Below are 15491 nucleotides of genomic sequence, written 5' to 3'. Positions count from 1 at the left end.
CGGGCCCGGGGCGTGTTGCACCAGTCCGCCCGATCTGGCTTACTGGATCCGTTGGTGTGGCGGGACCGTCCTTAACCAGGAGAGGAGTCGACGTGCAACGACAACGACGGTTGATCGCGGCCGCGGTCGTGGCGGCCACCATGCTGGGGAGCAGCCTCGCCGGCGCGGCGCAGGTGCTCACGGCGGAGCAGCAACTGGCGCGGCTGGCAGCCGTGGCCGAATCGGCCGAGCAGCACACGCAGGTCGCCGACGCCTACAGCGACCGCGCCGCCAGCCTCGAGCGCGAGGCGAGACGGCTGGAGAAGAAGGCGCGCCAGCTCGAGCAGGGCTGGTATCCCCACGAATACAAGGCCGCGCCGATGCATCGCGCCGGCTACACCGAGCGCCAGGACGCGGCTCGTGCCCGCAAGGACGCCCGGGCGATGCGTACCCTCGCCGACAAGCACGCGCGCGCGGCTGCCGACATCAGGAACGCGCCGGAGTGACGGCGCCCGTGCAGTAGGCTCTTCGGCGTGTCGGCCGGGAGCCCTCCGCATGCGTGGCGCGCCTTCGACGGCGTGCGCGGCATCCTGTGCCTCGTCGTCGCGGCCTTCCACCTGAAGCCGCGCCTCGCGCCGGGCGGGCCGCTCACCCTCGAAGTGTTCTGCGTGCTGAGCGGGTTCGTCATCGCGCACGCGCTGTGGAGCGACGCCGACAGGGTCGGTCGGATGCCGACGATCGCCTACGCGTCACGACGGGCCGCGCGCGTGCTGCCGGCCCTGCTGGTGACGCTGGTGGCCTTCACGCTCGCCGCGGCCGCCGGGTGGGCCACCCCCGCCTGGGGGCAGGTCGAGCGCGACGCCTGGGTGGCTGCGACCTTCCGCGCCAACCTGACGCGCGCCGCCGGACTGGACTACCCCCTCCTGTTCGGTCACACCTGGTCGGTGGCGCTCGAGGTGCAGTTCTACGCCTTGCTGCCCCTGGTGCTCGGCGCCTGCCGACTGGTGTCGACACGGCCTCTGGTGGCGGCAGCAACGACCGCCCTGCTCGGCCTGGCCTCGCTCGCGATGCGACACGCGCCGTGGGCCGTGGCCGACATCGCCTGGGCCTACAACGCGCCGGCGAGCCGCCTGGCGGCGCCGATGATCGGTGCTGCGCTGGCGCTGGTCCGGTTCGAGCCCGGGATGCGGGCGCGCCTGGACGGCTGGTGGGGACATCCGCGCGTGCTGACGCTGACGACGGTGCTGCTCGGGGCGAGCTTCTGCGTGCCGTGGCGGCGCCTGGGGCTGCTCATGCCGGCGTTGACCGTGGCGCTGCTGGCCTCGGTGCCGCTGCTGGTCGCGGCGATGCCGGAGCGGTCCCGCGACGCCGGGATGGCCGACCGCCTCTTGCGCCACCCCTGGTCCCTGTGGATGGGCGACGTGTCGTACCCGTTCTTCCTCTGGCACTACCCGCTGTTCGGCGCGCTGTTCTTCGCCGGCTGGACGTGGCCATGGGTGGCGTTCATCGGCCTGCCGACCTCACTGGCCCTGGCTGCGCTGGTGCATCACCTGGTGGAGTGGCCGGCACGCGAATGGGCGCGCCGCGTCACGCGCCGTCCCAGCCCAACTCCCTGAGCAGGGCCAGGACCCGCTGGCCGGCCGTCGTGTGCCACTCGGCCGGCGTGAAACCCGCGGCCAGCGCCTGCAGCGCCCGGCCGACCTCGAGTTCCGCGTCCGAGAGCACGCCGTCGAAGTGCCGGTCGAGCAGGTGCGACGCGCCGCTCGAGGCGCGCATCCCGATGTAGTCGAGCAGGACGAGCAGGCGCCGCACCGCGTCCTGCTCGCGGATCGGGTCGCCGTGCGCGCTCGCCCACTCCTCGGTGGAGGCAGGGATGATGCGCACGTCGCGTTCCCACAGGTCCTGCTTGAAGGGCTCGGCAAACAGGGCGAGCGCCGTGCCGAACGGCTGGTCGCCGACGCCCGCGGCGGTCATCGTGCTGCGCACGTCGTGCAGGATGCGATGGAAGTTGTCGTCGCGCAGCGAGAACCCCACGAACAGCATGTGCCGCGTGACCATCAGCGCCTGCACGATGCCGGCGAGCGCGGCGCGGCTCGAGGAGAACCGCAGGTAGTCGTCGCGCGTGAGCACGATGTGTTCGGGGTGCGTGACGCACCCGTGCAGCTTGAGCAACCAGCGCCGGCGCGCCGGGGCAGGCGCGTACGGCAGGATGGCGCAGTCGATGCCCACGTCGCCCGAGGCGCCCTCGAACAGCTGGTCGTAGTTGGTCGTCGCAGCCTGGGTCACCGGCAGCGACGCGAGCAGCGTCTGCGTGAGCGGCCGGAAGGGACTCGCGCTCATCATCGAGGCGATGTGCTCGCCGAGCCGCCGCTGGCTGCGCGCCTCGAGGCGCATCTGCACGATGCGCGCGCGATCGAGCTCGTCGAGATTGCGCAGCTTCGCGCGCTCGTCGAGCGAGAAGCCGGCGTCGCCGGCGAGCCGATCAAGCAGGTCGCCCCAGCCGGGGAGGCCGCCGCCGATGCTGGCGCCGGCGCCGATGAACAGCACGAGGTCGCCGCGCCGCGCGTACCCGGCCAGCGTGTCGCCCTCGGCGCGCAGAACCGGCGTGAGCAGCGTGTCGAAGGTCGTGCCGGTCATCGACGCGCGGGCAGCCTGCACCGCCGCGTAGGTGCGCTCGCGCATCAGCACGAGGGCCACGTCGACGCCCTTGGCGGTCGCCGTCGCGCCGAGGCGCGGGAGCAGCGCCTTCACGATGTCGCCGGAGCGGTGCCGGCCGCCGCCGAGTCCCGTGCCGACCAGTGGCAGGGCCACCAGCGGTCGGCGCCCTGCGGCCCCCGGCATCGTCTGGCCCCCGAGCGCATCGGCCGCGAGCTCCAGCGCCTCGCACGCGCCATCGACGAACCACTCGCTGCCGACGGGCGACTCGGCGCCGACGTTGGTCCACACGCGCACCCGCTGGTCCTCGTGGCCCGTCGGCCGGTGCACGAAGGCGCGCACGCGGCCCTGCGCGAGGCCGGCAGGTGGGCAGGCGCCGGCGTCGAGGAGGCTGCGCCAGCCTTCCTCGACGGTGAAGGCGCGATCGGTGGGCAGGATCAGCGCGTCGGCGGCAAAACGCGTCAGGTCGCCGAGCGTGACGAAGACGTGGCCGGTGCGGGACGGCATTACGGAATGCTGCGAAGCGGCGATGCTGGAATGCGGTGCGCGAAGGCCGAAGGCCGGGCGCGAGGGACCGAAGCCCTACCAGGTTCGGATGGGGCCGGTGTCGACGTGGACGAAGTTGGACGACGGGTAGTACCCCACCCCACCCAGGCCGAGGTCGAGCGCGGCATTGCGGAGCGCCCCGAGGGAGACGTCGCCGAGGCGGATGTCGATCGCCTGGCCCTTCATGTGGAAGCTGCCCGACGCGACGCCGGGGCTGCGGCGGTGCAGCATCGCGTTGGTCTGCGGCGACCGATACCCCGAGATCACCTGGAAGGGCGTGGCGGTGCCGGTGCGGGCGCGCAGCGCCGCGAGCAGGTCGAGCAGTGCCGGGTCGATGTCGTGCACGTCGCCGGTGCGGAAGTCGCGCAGCAGCTTGTTGACCGCCGCGAGCGCGTCCGGGAAGTAGCGGTCGGCGTCACCGTACTCGACCTTCAGCGTCTCGGCCGTGTGGAGGTGCGCCAACGCGAGCACGCGCGGCCTGCGCATGGCCGCGAGGGCCTTGCCTGGGAAAGCAGCGAGCGGGGCGGCGGTAGCCAGGGTCCTGAGGAAGCGACGCCGGTGGTGCATCCAGACACCTTAGCATCCGCGTCCCGGCACACCTTCGCCGTTTGATCGCAGCCGTGTCGCGTACTCCTACCGCTTGCTGGTCTCTCCGACCGCTTGCGGGAGCGCCGCCTGCGGTATCGCCGGGTACGGGTAGCCCCTGGCCAGCGCTGCAGCCAGGGTGCGGTCGTGTCCGTAGATGTCAGGCAGGAACGCGATGTCGCCCGTGTCGCTCACCTGGACCGTGTCGTAGAACAGGATCACCGGCACCGGCGCGTCGAGCATGACCCGCGAGGTCGTCTCGGCCTTCATCGCCGCATCGATGCGCCTTGCCGTCCAGGCGGCGTCGCCCCGCAGCAGCCAGGCGGCCAGCGCTTCGGGGTGCTCGACCCGGATGCACCCGTGGCTGGCGTCCCGCCGCGCCTTGCGGAAGGTGTGCCGCGTCGGGGTGCCGTGCATGTAGATCGCGTCGTCGTTGGGGAACACGAACTTCGCGAGGCCCAGCGAGTTGCCCGGCCCCGGGCGCTGCCGGATGTACAACCGCCCGTGCTCCACCTTGGCGAGGTTCTCGGGCGTGGCCTCGATCGCAGTCGCACTGGCGGCGCGGCTGGCGACGATCTCGTAGGCGTTTCGCGCGAGGAACGTCGCGTCGGCGCGCGCCTTCGGGAGGATCTCGTCCTTGACGATGCTCGGCGGCGGGTTCCAGAAGGGCCGGAACTCGACGTACTCGAGCTGTTCGATGAACAACGGGGTCTGGCGATCGGCGGCTCCCCCGACGACGACGTTCATGCGCAGCGGCGGGCCCGGCGTGCGGGGGTCGCTGGCGCGCAGCCGGAACGACGCGATGTTGACCAGGATGTGTGGCACGTCGGCGAGGTCGGGCAGCCACCGGAGACGCTCGAGGGAACGCTCGATCTGTCGCACCCGCTCGGCCAACGGCACGTTCAGCGCCGCGAGCGTGGCGGCGCCCACGCGCCCGTCGGCTTCGAGTCCGTGGCGTCCCTGGAAGCGCCGCACGGCGTCCACGAGCGTCCCGGCGTACCGCGGTGCCCTGTCCATCGCGGGTGCCGACGGCAGGTCGCCGGTCGCGACGAGTCGGGCGGCAAGGGCCGGCACGCCGGCCCAGGTCGCCCCAGCCATCAGGCGCGGCATCGTCGAGGGCAGCGGCGGCACCTGCACCGGTTCGCCCAGTGCCGCCAGCGCCCGATACGTCGCCAGTGCAGCGCGCGTCTGCGTGTAGCCGTCGGCGCGGGGCTCGAGATCGCGGAGCACCTCGGCAAGCCCCCTGGTGCGGGCGTTGAGCACCGCGGCGACGCCGTCATGGCGCTGGTGCGCACCGGCATACTTCCACCCGAGGAGTTCCGGCTCGATCCGCCCGACGTGCACCGCGCGAGCGAGCCGCGCCACGGCGACACTCAACGCAACGTCGAACTGCGCGCGGGTGGCCGCGGCGGCCGGCCCTCCCTGCAGGTCGGCCCACTGCGCCTGCAGCCGGGTGGCGTCGTAGTCTTCGGGGTCGAGGCCGAAACGGGCCGCATCGGCCACCGCCGCGACGGCTGCCGCCGTCGTCGGCAGGGGGGCGCCGCCGTCGAACCAGGCGAGTCGATCGGGCTCGCCCTCGTAGACCACCCAGAGGTCGCGGGACACGTCGTCGATGGACGCCCACCGCAGGCCCGGATGGCGCGCGCTGCCGAGGATCCGGGTGACGCTGGCGGCGACGTCGGGATCGGGCGCGACCGTCGCGGGCTGGAACGCCATGAGCGGCGCCAGGGACAGGAGGGCGAGGAGCGAGCGGAGCAACACGTGTCCTGCTCCTTGTAACGAAGACGGCCGCGCAACGGAACGACGCCTTGGTCAGAGGCGCGCTGCCACGATCGCTTTCTGCATGCAGCACCGCGGCATCGCGGCATCCCCCTACGGCTTCGGGATCCGCAAGGTGGCGCTGATCATGGCACTGCCGCTGGCGGCGTAGACGAGCACGAGCGGGTGCAGCCAGGCAGGGCCGAGCCGAACCGCGCCGAGCCACAGGTCCGGACCGGTGCGTCCGGCCCACGTCGCGGCCGCCAGCAGGGCAACGATCAGCACACTGGTCGGGATCGGCGTGCCCTCGAAGTACTTCACCTTGCCGGTCGCCTGGTCGGCCAGCGCCGAGGCGGTCACGTTGAAGCGCGCCAGTCGGCTCACCCCGCACGCGACGAAGTAGGTCAGCACCGCGATGTCCCAGCCGCCGCGCAGCCCGAGGGCGTACCCGATGACTGCCGGCGCGACGCCGAACGAGATGACGTCGGCCAGCGAGTCGAGGTCGGCGCCGAGGCGTGACTGGCGGCGTCGGTCGAGTCGCGCCACGTAGCCGTCAGCCACGTCGAGCGCCAGCGCCAGCGGTAGCAACCCCATCGCGTACCACAGGCAGGCCGGGTTCTGCTCGGCCAGCGACTCGAGGCACAGCAGGATCGCCAGCGTCCCGCAGGCGGCGTTGCCGATCGTCAGGAGATCGGCCCACGTGTACGACCGCAGCATCGAGAGGTGTGGCATGGGGCATTGGAGGCTGGAACGCCGACGTTGCGCAAGGCCAGCCGCCCGACTCCCGACTCCCGACTCCCGACTCCCCACTCCCGAGTCCCGGTTCCCGACTCCCGGTTTAGCATGCAAGCGTGCTGACCTCCACGCTCGTGCTGGCCGGACTGATCTTCGTGGCCGCGCTGCTCTACTCGTCGGTCGGGCATGCTGGCGCCTCCGGCTATCTCGCCGCCATGGCGCTGCTGAGCGTGGCGCCCGAGGTGATGCGCCCGACCGCCCTCGTCCTCAACATCCTGGTCGCCACGATCGCGACGTGGCGGTTCATGCGCGCCGGGCACTTCTCGCTGGCGCTGCTCTGGCCCTTCGCGCTGGGGTCCATACCCCTGGCGTTCGTGGGCGGCGCCCTTCAGCTGGGCGGTCATTGGCACAAGACGCTGGTGGGACTCGTGCTGCTCGTCGCCGCGTGGCGCTTGTTGCGCCCGGCGAGCGCCGTCGTCGCCGACCGCACGCGCGAGGTGACGCGCCGGTTGTCGGTCCCGGTCGCGGTGGTGCTCGGTGCGGGAATCGGGTTGCTGTCGGGCCTGACCGGCACCGGCGGGGGCATCTTCCTGAGCCCCCTGCTCATCTTCGCCAGTTGGGCCGAGACGCGCGACACCGGCGGCGTGTCGGCCGCCTTCATCCTCGTCAACTCGGTCGCCGGCCTGCTCGGCAACGCGCCGACGACCGCCACCTTCGCCCCGGGGTTGCCGCTCCTGGCGACGGCGGCCGTGGTCGGCGGCGTGATCGGCAGCGACCTCGGCGCGCGCCGTATCGCTCCCCACACCTTCCGCCAGCTCCTCGGCGTCGTGTTGATCATCGCCGGGGGGAAACTCATCCTCGTGTAACGCCCGGCCCCTCGCGGCAGTAATCAGGGCGACACCGTCATCACGGCCGGGACCAGGCATGACCGCATGCCGGCGCCGGATGCCGCCGCCCCGCCGAGGCGCGGGCGACAGGGAGACCCGATGGAACGCAAGACCGCAGCCGATTTCGACGAGGAACTGCTGATCCTGTTCGACGCGTACGTCCACGGCGACATCGACCGGCGTGGCTTCCTCGATCGCGCCAGCAGGTTCGCCGTGGGCGGGGTGACGGCCGCGATGCTGCTCGACGCGCTCAACCCGCGGTTCGCCGAGGCGCAGGTGATCGCCCGCGACGACGCCCGGCTGGTGACCGAGTCGGTGACGTACCCATCACCGCAGGGTTACCCGACGACGCGCGGATACCTCGTGAAGGCGAAGGCCGCCACGGGCAAGCAGCCGGGCGTGCTCGTCGTCCACGAGAACCGTGGCCTCAACCCACACATCGAGGACGTCGCCCGGCGGTTCGCGCTGGAGGGCTTCGTGGTGCTCGCGCCCGACGCGCTCGCGCCACTCGGCGGCTATCCCGGCGACGAGGACAAGGCCCGCGCGCTCTTCGCGACCCTCGAGCAGCCGAAGACGCGCGAGGACATGATGGCGGCGTTCCGCTTCCTGAAGGGACACGCGGACTGCACCGGCAAGGTCGGCGTGGTGGGCTTCTGCTACGGCGGCGGCATCGCGCACCTGCTCGCCACCAGGCTGCCGGATCTGGCGGCCGCGGTGCCGTTCTACGGCAACACGCCGCCCCCCGAGAACGCCGCGACCGTGAAGGCGCCGCTGCTCGTGCACCTGGCCGAGAAGGACGAGCGCATCAACGCGGCCTGGCCGGCCTACGAGGCGGCGCTGAAGGCTGCAGGCGTGACCTACACCGCGCACATGTACCCCGGCGCGCAGCACGGCTTCCACAACGATACGACGCCGCGCTACGACGAGGCCTCGGCGAAACTGGCGTGGACGCGCACGCTGGAGTTCTTCAAGGCGAAGCTCGCATAGCCCCTGGCGGTCCTCGAGGGGCGCGGCGAACCGGCCCCTCATCCTCGGCTACTCTTGTCGCCATGCGTGTGCTGCCCGCCGCCGTCGACGTCCCACCGCTCGTCTCGTCCTGCCTTGCGGCCCTCATTGCGGCCAGCGCCAGGTGACCGCGATGAAGCTGCTGCTGCCGTGGGTGCTGGTCGCCGGGGCGGTCCTCTCTGCCGCGCAGGCGCCTGCCGACCGAGAGGACTGGATCCAGTTGTTCGACGGCAAGAGCCTGGCGGGATGGACCCCGAAGATCACCGGCTACCCGGTCGGCGAGAACGCGCTGCACACGTTCCGCGTCGAGGACGGCCTGCTGAAGGTGCGCTACGACGAGTACGACACCTTCAAGGAACGGTTCGGGCACCTGTTCTACAAGGATGCCTTCTCGTACTACGTCGTGGCGGTCGAGTACCGCTTCGTCGGCGATCAGGTGTCCGGCGGCCCCGGTTGGGCGACGCGCAACAGCGGCATCATGGTCCACGGCCAACCCGCGCAGACCATGCAGCGCGAGCAGGACTTCCCGATCTCGATCGAGGTGCAGTTGCTCGGTGGCCTGGGCAAGGGCCCGCGCACCACGGCCAACCTGTGCACGCCCGGAACCAACGTCGAGATGAACGGCGTGCTGTTCACCCGACACTGCCAGAACTCGTCGTCGGCGACCTTCGACGGCGACCAATGGGTGCGCGCGGAGGCGCACGTGCACGGCGGCGAGTTCATCCGTCACGTGGTGAACGGGCAGGTCGTGCTCGAGTACCAGCGCCCGCAGGTGGGCGGCGGCAACGTCACCAACCATGACCCGCGCCAGAAGGTCGATGGGACGCTGCTGACGAGCGGGTCGATTTCCCTGCAGTCGGAGAGCCACCCGGTCGACTTCCGCAAGGTGGAGCTCCTGAACCTGTCGGGGTGCCGCGACCCCAAGGCGCGCAACTACAAGCGCTACATCGTCCACGACGAGCCGGGGAGTTGCCGGTACTAGCACCGGGCACCGGGCACCGGGCACCGGGCACCGGGCAGCGGACGTCGGGCACCGGGCACCGGGCACCGCGCACGGAGTGCCGGGTAACGAGGAAGAATCCACATGCCTCACCACTCACGGCCCACACGCAGCTTCGCCATCGTGGCGGTCGCCGCGATCGCGCTGTTGGCTGGCGCGCGCGTGGCCGCGCAGCCACCCGTCAAGTCGTTCGACGTCCCGCTGGAATGGACACCGCGGGAAGTCCCTGCCGTGCCCGTGGTGGATCTCACGGGCGGCCTCGAGCGGCTGCGCGTGGTGCCATTGGCGGACGCGCGCGAGGACCGCACGTCCATCGGCGACGTCACCGGTCGCAACACGCGTGTCGTGACGGGCACCGACGTGGCGGCGTTCGTCGACCAGCACCTGCGACGTGAGCTGGCAAGTGGCGGGCTCGATCTCGTCACGGAGGACGCAGACCTGACACTCACCGGCGAGCTCACCCAGTTCTGGATCGACGACGGCGAGACGTACACCGGCACCGTGCGAGTACGCCTGCGCCTGACAAACAGGGAGGGCGCGGAGGTCTGGGCGGCGCTCGCCACCGGCCGCGGGGAGAACTGGGGGCGGCGGATGCGGCGCCTCAACTACACGGAGACGATCACGTCAGCGATCCTCGACCTGGCCAGCAACGTGCTGACCAACGCGCAGTTCATGAACGCCATCCGGAAGGTGCCCACTGGCACGACCAGGCCGGGGGGCTGACGCGGGCGTGTCACGATCGCGCGGCAGCCGACGCCTCCGCGTTCGGCGTCCGGCGCTCGGCGCTCGACGTCAAACGTCAAACGTCAAACACTACCTGGCCCAGATCCATCCCTCGCGCCGCGACAGCCGTTCCTGTTCGGCGCCGCGTGGCGGCACGGCGCGGCCCTCGAGCATGTCCACGGCGGCGACGGCCGACAGGATCGCGTCGCGCGCGTGCATGGTCCGGGTCATCGCCGGGTGCGGGTTGGGCGTGACCCACGAGGGCAGCGTGCCGTCCTGGCCGTGCGCGCGAGCGGTGGCCGCCGGAAACACCTCGATGGCGACCAGCCCGTCGGGCGCGCCGGAGGCCCAGGCAAGGGGAATCGGGCGCCCCAGGTCCTCGCGCAGACGCGACAGCAGGTGCAGCGCGGCGAGGGACGTGCGCGCCACCTGGTTGCCGTCGATGTGCGGCGGGGTGCGGCCGTGACGTCGGGTGATGGCGCGATCGGTCTCGCGCGCGAAGAGGTCGTCGGCCACGAACGGCAGGCGTCCGCCGGCCTGGTGGTCGGCCAGCGCGCAAGTGAGCGGGTCGGGCCAGCCCAGGGGGGCATCGAGGGCCACGATGCCGCTGGGGGCGTCGGCGAGCCAGCCGCGCGCGGCATCCTCGGCCGTTCGGTCGGGACGACAGGTGCACGCCTCCGCGATCGTGAGGTGGCGTCCATCCCACGTGGCGAGACAGACGCCGGTGCTCGCCTCGCGCGTGGCGCAGTCGATGCCGACGATGTGGACGAGGGGCTGCCTGGCCATGCACGACCTCCGACGCCAGCACGGTATCGCAGATTCGCCCGCCCCGCTGGGTAGCCTCCGTCGTTCTCGTTCGCCGTTCGGCGTTCGGGAGTTCCTGCCCTACCGCCTCGGCCGCACCGTGCGCACGGCGGTCGTGTCGGCGGCCAACCGCTTGCGGGCCGGATCGATCGGTTTGTGAAGGTTCCACCAGGCGCGCGCCTGGGCGCGCTCCCAGGGAGGCAAGCCGGTGAGCCGTTGCAGGCGTTGCGCGAGGTCCTCGGCCGACGGCGGCCGATCCTCGGGCGCCTTGGCCAGGCACTCGAGGATCAGCGCGTCGAACTCGGGCGGGATCGGCAGTTCGGTCCGTGCCGACGGCGGCTCCGGCACGGCCTGCGTGTGCGCCACTGCCATGGCCATGGGCGTGTTGCGGGGGAACACCACGGCGCCGGTGACCAGCCAGTACCCCACGCAGCCGAGGGCGTAGAGGTCCGACCGCGCGTCGATGGGCCGATCGGCCAGCGCCTGTTCGGGCGACATGAACGCCGGCGTGCCGCCGACGCGATCGCGGCGCGCGATCGACTCGTCGCGCACGCTGGTCTCGTGCGGCTTGACGAGGCCGAAGTCGAGGACCTTCACGAAGTCGACGTCGCGACCGTACCGGCACACGAAGATGTTGGCCGGCGTGATGTCCCGGTGCACCAGCCCCACCGCGTGCGCCTCGGCCAACGAGTGGCACGCCTGCACCAGCAGGTGCACGGCGCGCTCGACCGGCAGCGGCCCGAAGCGGTCGACCAGCGTCCGCAGGTCGAAGCCGTCGAGCAGTTCCATCACGTAGTAGAACGCGCCCTCTTCGGTGACGCCGTAATCGAACAGATGGATCGTGTGCGGTGACTGCAGCAGCGCGGTGGTCTGCGCCTCGCGCTCGAACCGCAGCCGCAGTTCCGACTGCCGCGCGATGCCGGCTGCCTCGAAGACCTCCGGGCGAATGAGCTTGACGGCCGCCGGGCGCGCCAGCAGCCGGTGCCGCGCCCGCCACACCTCGCCCATGCCGCCGAAGCCCAGGCGCTCCTCGAGTTGATAGCTGCCGAGATCCTGCGCACGCTTCAGGTCGACGCCGAGGCTGTAGACCAGGCGGGCGCCGACCCCCGCGATGGCCACCACGACGAGGTACGGCAGCACGACGTGGAGGAAGAACTCGGGTCCCGAGACCGACGGCAGGTAGCCCCAGCGCGTGGCGAGTGCGGCGACCAGGGGCACCATCACGGCCGAGCTCATCGCGGCGGTGAAGGCCTGGCGCGGCGGGCTCGGCACCGTGATCGTGAACGACAGCATCCACACCGCCGCCCACGACAGGCCCTTCATCGGCGACATCGCGGTGGTGCCGTCGGCCGGCTGCAGGTACTCGGACCAGGCGATGCCGAGCGTGCCGACGACCTGGAACAGCAAGCCGAGCCGCACCACCGCCTCCGGTGTGAGGGCGGGGCGACCGGCGACGAAGGCGACCACCAGCGCCGTCCCGATCGAGAGCGCCGACGGCAGCCAGCGGGTCGGATGCGAGAAGAAGATGGTGCGCTCCTCGGGCAGGAGCAGCACCGGCAGGATGCCCGCAACGAAGAACACGCCAGCGTAGAGCAGCGCCATGACGCGCAACCGACGCGCCGCCTGCGCCATCAGGGCGGGCGGAAGCGACGTGGTCAGCGTGGGGGTGAGGCTGCTGCCGTGAGGTGCAGTCGACGTCATCATCGACAGGTACGGATGCGGTGTTGGTATGGATCGCTCGACATGACTGGTGCGCTCTGCCGTGGGTCCCCGGCGTGAAGAAGGTATCGCGGTGGCCGCCCGGACACCACCCAAGGTTGTGCCGGATGCCGCGCGGCAGCGACAGAGGTCGCGCTGGGGGGACTCCCCGGCGTTCCCTCTGGAACGTGCGCTGGCGCATCCGTACACTTGCGCCTTCCCCTGTACGCATGCCCGGGTTGTGGCGGGCGAGTCTCTCACCGGAGGGATCGGGCGCGGTCGCTGGCCCTGCGCACAGCCGACCGCGCCTCGCCCCGCCGGGTGGTGTCGAGGCGACGCCTCTACCGCGTGACCTGCGTGAGGCGAGCGGTGATCGCCGCGACGCCGGGCAGGGAGCCGGAGCCGACGTTGAAGTTGATCACGCCGGTCATGCTGTTGCCGTTGATCGGCGTGCTCCATCCCGTGACGGTGATCGTGAGGCCGCTCGACCGTGCAGTCCCCTGCAAGGTGAGTGTCCCGCCGGACGACACGACGCCGGTCACCGGGCCGGTCACCTGCCCGAAGTAGGCGGTTCCGGAGACGGTGCTCCCACTCTGGGTGAGCACCAGGTCGAGCGGCAGCGACGTGCCTGCCGGATACAGCCCACGGTTTGCGCTGCAGAACAGGTCCTGCACCGACCCCGTGCCGTCGCACCGCTCGACGACGTAGCGGCCCGACCACGTCCCGGCCGCGGTGACGCCGGCCCCCGTGCCGGACACCGCGATGGTGTTCACGCCGCCCGTGTGGTCGGCGTTCACCGTCAGCGTGCCCGAGAACGTCCCGGCCGACCTGGGCTCGAAGCGGACGTTCACCGACTGCGAGCCTCCGGCGGGAATGGTGCCCTGCGTCCACGACACGCTGCTGTGGTCAGGGAAGCCACCAGTGGCGCTCATCCCGGTGACGGTGAGCGGCGCGGTGCCCGTGTTGGTGATCGTGAGGGTGGCGTCGCGAGAACTCCCGACGTTCACGCTGCCGAACGCCAGGCTGCCCGACAGGTTGATGATGCGCGTCGGCGTGCTCGACGAGGGGCCGGTGGGCGTGGAGGGCCCGCTACCCTTGCTGCAGGCCGAGACGAGGACGAGGAGCGACGAGACGAGGGCAAGTGTCAGACGATGCACGGTTGATCTCCCTGCGCGATGGCACGGGAGGGCCGGTGCGATCGCGCTGGGCCCGAAACGCCCGTCGCCTGCCGCGTCTGACGTGGAGCCGGCCTCACCGCTCGGCGCCGTACACGGCGCGTCGTGCAGTCGACAGTGCCTCGCCTGCCGTGCCCTGACCGTCGGACAGGTCCGAACGGCGGCGTCAGGCGTCAGGTGTTTCTGCGTTCTAATACCCCTCCATGCGGCTCTCCCGTCTTGCCCTCGTCGGCCTCCTCCTCGCCCTGGCGGGCGCGCCTGCCCACGGACGCCTGCGTGCCGCCCAGGCCGGTCCGGTGGTCGTTCTCGCACCGCACCCCGACGACGAGACGCTGGGTTGCGGCGGCGTGATTGCCAGGCGCGCCGCGGAAGGCCGTCGCGTGGTCGTGGTCGTGGTGACCGACGGGCGGGCGCTGCTGCGCCGGTTCGGCGTGACCAGCAACCCCAGCGAGTTGGAAGTGTCCACGATGCGCAAGGACGAGACGCGCCGGTCCGTGGACATCCTCACCGGCGGCAAGGGCGAGATCCGGTTCCTCGACGTGCAGAACGAGCGCCTGGTCGCCGAGCAGGCCGAGACGACCCGCCGCGTCACGGCACTGCTGGCCGAGTTGCGTCCCTCCGAGCTCTACATCCCGAGTCCCTTCGAGGGGCACGCCGAGCACGTCGCCACCAATGCCATCGCGCGCGCCGCCTGCGAGGCGTCGGGGGCCTGCGGCGAGGTCTTCGAGTTCATCGTGACCCTGAAGCGGGACACCGACCTGTCGGCCGTCCCGCGCCGGCGCGTCGGCGTCGACGTGTCCGGGTTCAGGGCGCTCGAACAACAGGCGCTGCAGCAGTTCCGCAGCCACCTCGACGTGATCACCCCGACGCGCCCGACTCCCTTCGAGACCGACGGGTATCGTCGCTACCTCACCCACGAGGAGCCGTTCCTCGTGCTGCGCTGATCACGCGCCGCCGCGTCGTGCCCGCAACGGCTGCGGCAGGCGTGCGCCTGCGTCCCCGGCGCCCTGCCCCGAGGGACTCGCGGGCTCACCGGTGGCCCCGTGCCTTGACGATGTGATCGGCCACGTCGCCGACCGGGGCCAGCCAGATGCCGTTGGCGGGATCCCTGGCATGGGCGAGCAGCGCGTCGAGCATCGCGACGCGCGTGGTCTGCCGGCCGCCTGCCCCGATGTCGTGCCCGGCGAGCACGAGCCACGCCCCCGCGGTCCGCGCCCCCTCGACCACCGGCAGCAGGTCGGCGAACTCCCGCCCGTCCATCTCGATGCCGGTCGCCTGCGCGAGGTCGACGTAGGCCGGATCGTTGGGAGCCTCGTCCATCCACGTGCGCCCCGACACGAACGCCTCGGCCACCACCGGCACGTAGCTCCGCGTGTCCCGACCCCGGCCCACGAACGTCTGCCCGCACGGGTAGGCGAAGCTGCGGGGCGGTGGCACGCCGAGCAACTCGACGATGCGACGGTTGGCCTGCGCGAGTTCCTCGCGCATGCGGTCGATCGAGTGCTCCTCGAGCGCCTTCTGCCGCGAGAACGGGAAGTTGCCGCTGCAGGAGTGCGTCAGCGAGTGGTTGGCGATCTCGTGTCCGGCCGCGGCGGCCTGCTTCCACAGGTCGAGTGACCGTTCGACCGCCGACGGCACCACGTACAGCGTGACCCGCGCCCCGTGTCGGGCAAACACCGGCAGGCCCTGCGTCACCTGACTGGCCCGGCCATCGTCGAACGACAGGCTGAGCGCCATGCGCGCGCCGCCCGGCCAGCCCACCGTGGCGGCGACGACGGGCGCCGCCTGGACGCCGGGAGATGTCGACACAGGCACGGGTACGAGGGCGAGGGCCGCGGTGAGGACCAGCGCGGCGAGGGCGGCACGGACGGGCACGATGCGCATGCGGGGGGCTCCGCGCGGATGGTACCGCAGGCACGCGACCGACGGCTGCGAGGACGC

15 protein-coding genes are annotated in these 15491 nt (G+C 71.7%); 7 read left to right on the top strand and 8 right to left on the bottom strand.

Annotated features, from left to right (window positions below; genetic code table 11):
- Window positions 1-92 precede the first annotated feature (92 nt).
- Both TBR22_RS07190 and TBR22_RS07185 read left to right on the top strand, forming a co-directional pair.
- Window positions 93-485: a hypothetical protein gene (locus TBR22_RS07190; protein WP_239492286.1), complete on the top strand. Its 393-nt coding sequence runs from the start codon at window positions 93-95 to the stop codon at window positions 483-485.
- 27 nt (window positions 486-512) lie between these two features.
- On the top strand, window positions 513-1595 hold the full coding sequence (locus TBR22_RS07185; protein WP_239492285.1) for an acyltransferase: 1083 nt from the start codon (window positions 513-515) through the stop codon (window positions 1593-1595).
- Here TBR22_RS07185 and TBR22_RS07180 read toward each other — a convergent pair.
- The 4 genes from TBR22_RS07180 to TBR22_RS07165 form a co-directional block, all read right to left on the bottom strand.
- On the bottom strand, window positions 1567-3141 hold the full coding sequence (locus TBR22_RS07180) for an SIR2 family protein (RefSeq protein ID WP_239492284.1): 1575 nt from the start codon (window positions 3139-3141) through the stop codon (window positions 1567-1569). The genes TBR22_RS07185 and TBR22_RS07180 overlap by 29 nt on opposite strands.
- Before the next feature lie 75 nt (window positions 3142-3216).
- Window positions 3217-3666, bottom strand: a complete 450-nt coding sequence (locus TBR22_RS07175) for a YcbK family protein (protein WP_239492283.1) — start codon at window positions 3664-3666, stop codon at window positions 3217-3219.
- Between the two features lie 147 nt (window positions 3667-3813).
- Window positions 3814-5526: a murein L,D-transpeptidase gene (locus TBR22_RS07170; protein WP_239492282.1), complete on the bottom strand. Its 1713-nt coding sequence runs from the start codon at window positions 5524-5526 to the stop codon at window positions 3814-3816.
- Window positions 5527-5637: 111 nt separating this feature from the next.
- Window positions 5638-6255 carry a phosphatidylcholine/phosphatidylserine synthase gene (locus tag TBR22_RS07165; RefSeq protein WP_239492281.1) on the bottom strand — a complete coding sequence of 206 codons (618 nt, stop codon included), beginning with the start codon at window positions 6253-6255 and terminating at the stop codon, window positions 5638-5640.
- A 119-nt stretch (window positions 6256-6374) separates the two neighbouring features.
- On the opposite strand from TBR22_RS07165, the gene TBR22_RS07160 reads away from it, so the two are divergent.
- The 4 genes from TBR22_RS07160 to lptE all read left to right on the top strand — a co-directional run bounded on the left by TBR22_RS07160 (window position 6375) and on the right by lptE (window position 9873).
- Window positions 6375-7124, top strand: coding sequence for a sulfite exporter TauE/SafE family protein (locus TBR22_RS07160; RefSeq protein WP_239492280.1), 750 nt, complete (start codon window positions 6375-6377; stop codon window positions 7122-7124).
- Between the two features lie 120 nt (window positions 7125-7244).
- Window positions 7245-8132 (top strand): dienelactone hydrolase family protein, encoded by an 888-nt coding sequence (locus TBR22_RS07155; RefSeq protein WP_239492279.1) that lies wholly within the window; start codon window positions 7245-7247, stop codon window positions 8130-8132.
- Window positions 8133-8283: 151 nt separating this feature from the next.
- Window positions 8284-9132: a DUF1080 domain-containing protein gene (locus TBR22_RS07150; RefSeq protein WP_239492278.1), complete on the top strand. Its 849-nt coding sequence runs from the start codon at window positions 8284-8286 to the stop codon at window positions 9130-9132.
- 102 nt (window positions 9133-9234) lie between these two features.
- Window positions 9235-9873 (top strand): LPS assembly lipoprotein LptE, encoded by a 639-nt coding sequence (gene lptE, locus TBR22_RS07145; RefSeq protein ID WP_239492277.1) that lies wholly within the window; start codon window positions 9235-9237, stop codon window positions 9871-9873.
- Between the two features lie 90 nt (window positions 9874-9963).
- Here the strand turns inward: lptE and TBR22_RS07140 are convergent, their stop codons facing one another.
- The 3 genes from TBR22_RS07140 to TBR22_RS07130 form a co-directional block, all read right to left on the bottom strand.
- Window positions 9964-10659, bottom strand: coding sequence for a DUF429 domain-containing protein (locus TBR22_RS07140; RefSeq protein WP_239492276.1), 696 nt, complete (start codon window positions 10657-10659; stop codon window positions 9964-9966).
- A 99-nt stretch (window positions 10660-10758) separates the two neighbouring features.
- Window positions 10759-12378, bottom strand: a complete 1620-nt coding sequence (locus tag TBR22_RS07135; RefSeq protein WP_239492275.1) for a serine/threonine-protein kinase — start codon at window positions 12376-12378, stop codon at window positions 10759-10761.
- A 338-nt stretch (window positions 12379-12716) separates the two neighbouring features.
- Complete coding sequence (locus TBR22_RS07130; RefSeq protein WP_239492274.1) at window positions 12717-13532, bottom strand: choice-of-anchor D domain-containing protein; 816 nt, start codon at window positions 13530-13532, stop codon at window positions 12717-12719.
- A 221-nt stretch (window positions 13533-13753) separates the two neighbouring features.
- Here TBR22_RS07130 and TBR22_RS07125 point away from each other — a divergent pair, with 221 nt between their 5' ends.
- Window positions 13754-14494: a PIG-L deacetylase family protein gene (locus TBR22_RS07125; RefSeq protein ID WP_239492273.1), complete on the top strand. Its 741-nt coding sequence runs from the start codon at window positions 13754-13756 to the stop codon at window positions 14492-14494.
- An 85-nt stretch (window positions 14495-14579) separates the two neighbouring features.
- Here the strand turns inward: TBR22_RS07125 and TBR22_RS07120 are convergent, their stop codons facing one another.
- A complete protein-coding gene (locus TBR22_RS07120) occupies window positions 14580-15434 on the bottom strand; it encodes a polysaccharide deacetylase family protein (protein ID WP_239492272.1) in 855 nt (284 codons plus the stop codon).
- Between the last annotated feature and the right edge of the window lie 57 nt (window positions 15435-15491).

The organism is Luteitalea sp. TBR-22 (genome assembly GCF_016865485.1).
In the GTDB taxonomy this organism is placed as follows: domain Bacteria; phylum Acidobacteriota; class Vicinamibacteria; order Vicinamibacterales; family Vicinamibacteraceae; genus Luteitalea.
The sequence above is the reverse complement of the archived record's forward strand: the minus strand, read 5'-3'. Positions and strand labels throughout refer to the sequence as shown.

Bases quoted from the DNA above. Each gene is read 5' to 3' on its own strand.
- TBR22_RS07180 (WP_239492284.1), bottom strand. From the start codon at position 3,141: ATGCCGTCCCGCACCGGCCACGTCTTCGTCACGCTCGGCGACCTGACG.
- TBR22_RS07175 (WP_239492283.1), bottom strand. From the start codon at position 3,666: ATGCGCAGGCCGCGCGTGCTCGCGTTGGCGCACCTCCACACGGCCGAG.
- TBR22_RS07165 (WP_239492281.1), bottom strand. From the start codon at position 6,255: ATGCCACACCTCTCGATGCTGCGGTCGTACACGTGGGCCGATCTCCTG.
- TBR22_RS07155 (WP_239492279.1), top strand. From the start codon at position 7,245: ATGGAACGCAAGACCGCAGCCGATTTCGACGAGGAACTGCTGATCCTG.
- TBR22_RS07150 (WP_239492278.1), top strand. From the start codon at position 8,284: ATGAAGCTGCTGCTGCCGTGGGTGCTGGTCGCCGGGGCGGTCCTCTCT.
- lptE (WP_239492277.1), top strand. From the start codon at position 9,235: ATGCCTCACCACTCACGGCCCACACGCAGCTTCGCCATCGTGGCGGTC.
- TBR22_RS07140 (WP_239492276.1), bottom strand. From the start codon at position 10,659: ATGGCCAGGCAGCCCCTCGTCCACATCGTCGGCATCGACTGCGCCACG.
- TBR22_RS07135 (WP_239492275.1), bottom strand. From the start codon at position 12,378: ATGACGTCGACTGCACCTCACGGCAGCAGCCTCACCCCCACGCTGACC.
- TBR22_RS07125 (WP_239492273.1), top strand. From the start codon at position 13,754: ATGCGGCTCTCCCGTCTTGCCCTCGTCGGCCTCCTCCTCGCCCTGGCG.
- TBR22_RS07120 (WP_239492272.1), bottom strand. From the start codon at position 15,434: ATGCGCATCGTGCCCGTCCGTGCCGCCCTCGCCGCGCTGGTCCTCACC.